We start from the raw sequence: 2,807 nt of genomic DNA on the forward strand, positions 1-2,807 counted from the left end.
TCAAGATTGGCAATCCGCTGGGTTGAAGAAACCTTCCTGGGTCGATCTTGGTAATATTTATCGCTTTCCCAAAGCCGGTTTAAACTTTAAAGAAATCGGTCATTTAAGTAAGCTAGATCAAAACAAAATTTCAGATTTTACGCTTGACCTAAAATCAAAAAGAAGAGGTAAGGGTAAAAAGATAATTCAACAGCGATCAAGTAAAAGGAAGCACAAAGAAAGTAAAGCAGAGCTTACACAAAGAATTCAAAAACAGTTAAAAGACTTTGCTAAACACAATCCAGAAATTAAGCCAAAAAACAATCCTGAAAATAAAAACGGTCGGCCTAGTTATTAGGTTGATCGTTTTTTAATTTATCCGGTTTATGGGCGTTAACATAGTCAGCGAATGTTTTTAAAAGTTCTTCGGTTTGTTCGACCGAGAGGTTATTAGCTTGAAAATACTTTTCTAATAAAGCTCCTTTTTGAATTAATCGGCGAGAACGGGCTTTTCGTGATTGTCGATTTTCATAATACTTAGATTGGCGTAACTTAAAATCTTCCCGCTCAATTTTTTGTTTTAAACGTGCTTGTTGTTCAATTAGTTTTTCATATTGATTAGGCATGGAATTCCCCATTTCCTATGACTAATGATCTACGGACTTTTCCTTTAAAAACTCGGATACTTTTTTGGATAAGGACTTGATATTGTCATTAGATAAATTAGCATAATCTAAATTGGCTTGACTGATGATTTGTTTACCTAGCCGTTGTTCAATCTTATTTTTTTCGTCCTTAATTTTTTGATTAAGGGCTTTTAATTTAGCTTCTTGTTTTTCTAAGTTACTTTGAGACATAACGATCCCTCCAATCATATTAGAAATAATCACCGAAACTATATCATATAGGAAACGTTAAGTCAAAGGATAAAAGTTGAAATAGCGAAGCGGAAGGCATATACTAAATTAAAGTTAAGAGAATCAGAAGACCGAGTGAAACGAGGTCAATGCGCACTTACACACAACAACTAAAGTTGGTTGTGTTATTGTGCTAAACACTTGTATTAGAAGTCGCCGTTGGCGACAACAAAATCAAACCCATAAACCCAAAGAAAGGTGGTGACCGACATGGCAATTTTTCACATGAGCTTTAGTAATATTAGTGCTGGAAAAGGAAGAAGTGCAATTGCTGGAGCAAGTTATCGAAGTGGCGAAAAATTATTCGATCAAAAAGAAGGCCGAAGTTATTTTTATGCTCGGTCGGTTATGCCAGAAAGCTTTATTTTAACACCAAAGAATGCGCCAGAATGGGCGAGTGATAGAGAGAAATTATGGAACGAAGTTGAAAGAAAAGACCGTCGAGCAAACTCACGGTACGCTAAAGAGTTTAACGTGGCTCTACCCGTTGAATTAAGTGAAGATGAACAGAAAGAATTATTGACAAAATATGTACAAGAAAATTTTGTTGATGAAGGTATGGTTGCCGATGTGGCAATTCATAGAGATCACCCAGATAATCCGCACGCTCATGTGATGTTAACTAACCGTCCATTTAACCCAGACGGAACGTGGGGATTGAAAAGTAAACGAGAAAACATATTAGACGAAAATGGGAACAAGACTTATACAGGAAATAGTCGTTTCCCAAGATCAAGAAAGGTGTGGTTAGTTGATTGGGATAAAAAAGAAAAAATCAATCAATGGCGGCACAATTGGGCGGCAAGTGTAAATCAGTCTTTGGAGCAAAAAAATATTCCCGATCGGATCAGCGAAAAATCATTTGTGGAACAGGGAATAGCTGACACACCAATGCAACATGAGGGAATCAATAGCAAACGGCATGAAAGAAAAGCATTTAACCAACAAGTTAAGAACTATCGCAAGGCCAAAGCCAGTTATAAAAACAACCAAGAAAAAGTAATCAATAGAGGTCATTTAGATAGCCTAAGTAAACACTTATCGTTTAATGAAAAACGGGTAGTTAAAGAGTTAAGCCATGAACTGAAAACTTATATCAGTTTGGAGAACTTAGATGATAAACGGCGCATGCTATTTAATTGGAAAAACAGTACCTTAATTAAGCACGCTGTTGGTGAAGATGTCACTAAGCAATTATTGACGATTAACCAACAAGAAAGTTCACTAAAAAAAGCCGATGAACTCTTAAATAAAGTGGTTGATCGTACGACTAAAAAACTTTATCCAGAGCTTAATTTTGAACAGGCCACGCAAGCTGAAAGAAGAGAATTAATTAAGGAAACCGATAGCGAACAAACAGTTTTCAAGGGTAGTGAATTAAACGAACGTTTAATGAACATTCGTGATGATTTGTTGGCCCAACAATTATTGACCTTTACCAAACGGCCATACGTTGGCTGGAAGTTATTAATGCAACAAGAAAAGGAAGTCAAAATCGAACTGAAATATACGCTGATGATTCATGACGATAACTTAGAAAGTCTAGAACACGTCGATCAAGGGTTACTAGAGAAATATTCACCAACCGAACAGCAAAAGATTACTCGAGCAGTCAAAGATCTACGGGCAATCATGGCCGTTAAGCAAGTCATTAAAACGCAATACCATGAAGTATTGAAAAGGGCCTTTCCCAAAGGCGATTTAGATGGATTGCCATTGATTAAACAGGAACAAGCCTATACAGCCGTGATGTACTATGATCCTGTTTTAAAGCCATGTCAGGCCGAAACGATTGAACAGTGGCAAGCAAACCCACCACAGGTGTTCAGTCCCCAAGAACATCAACAAGGACTAGCTTATTTATCGGGACAGCTTAGCTTAGATCAGTTAGAAAATCATCACTTACAACGG

General features: G+C 36.9%; 3 protein-coding genes and 1 pseudogene. 2 read left to right on the top strand and 2 right to left on the bottom strand.

Annotation, left to right across the window (positions count from 1 at the left end; all coding sequences use genetic code 11):
* Positions 1-337 (top strand): annotated as a pseudogene (locus FFM73_RS12270) (hypothetical protein); the annotation flags it as partial.
* On the opposite strand, the gene FFM73_RS12275 reads toward FFM73_RS12270, so the two are convergent.
* Both FFM73_RS12275 and FFM73_RS12280 read right to left on the bottom strand, forming a co-directional pair.
* Positions 327-605, bottom strand: a complete 279-nt coding sequence (locus tag FFM73_RS12275) for a hypothetical protein (protein ID WP_125982396.1) — start codon at positions 603-605, stop codon at positions 327-329. The pseudogene FFM73_RS12270 and the gene FFM73_RS12275 overlap by 11 nt on opposite strands.
* Positions 606-626: 21 nt before the next feature.
* Positions 627-854 (bottom strand): hypothetical protein, encoded by a 228-nt coding sequence (locus FFM73_RS12280; protein WP_080952786.1) that lies wholly within the window; start codon positions 852-854, stop codon positions 627-629.
* Between the two features lie 252 nt (positions 855-1,106).
* Between FFM73_RS12280 and mobQ the strand changes: the two genes are divergently transcribed.
* Positions 1,107-2,807, top strand: a 1,701-nt coding sequence (gene mobQ / locus FFM73_RS12285; RefSeq protein WP_137631928.1) for a MobQ family relaxase, incomplete at its 3' end; no start/stop codon positions are given.

The organism is Secundilactobacillus hailunensis (assembly GCF_005405185.1).
GTDB lineage: Bacteria > Bacillota > Bacilli > Lactobacillales > Lactobacillaceae > Secundilactobacillus > Secundilactobacillus hailunensis.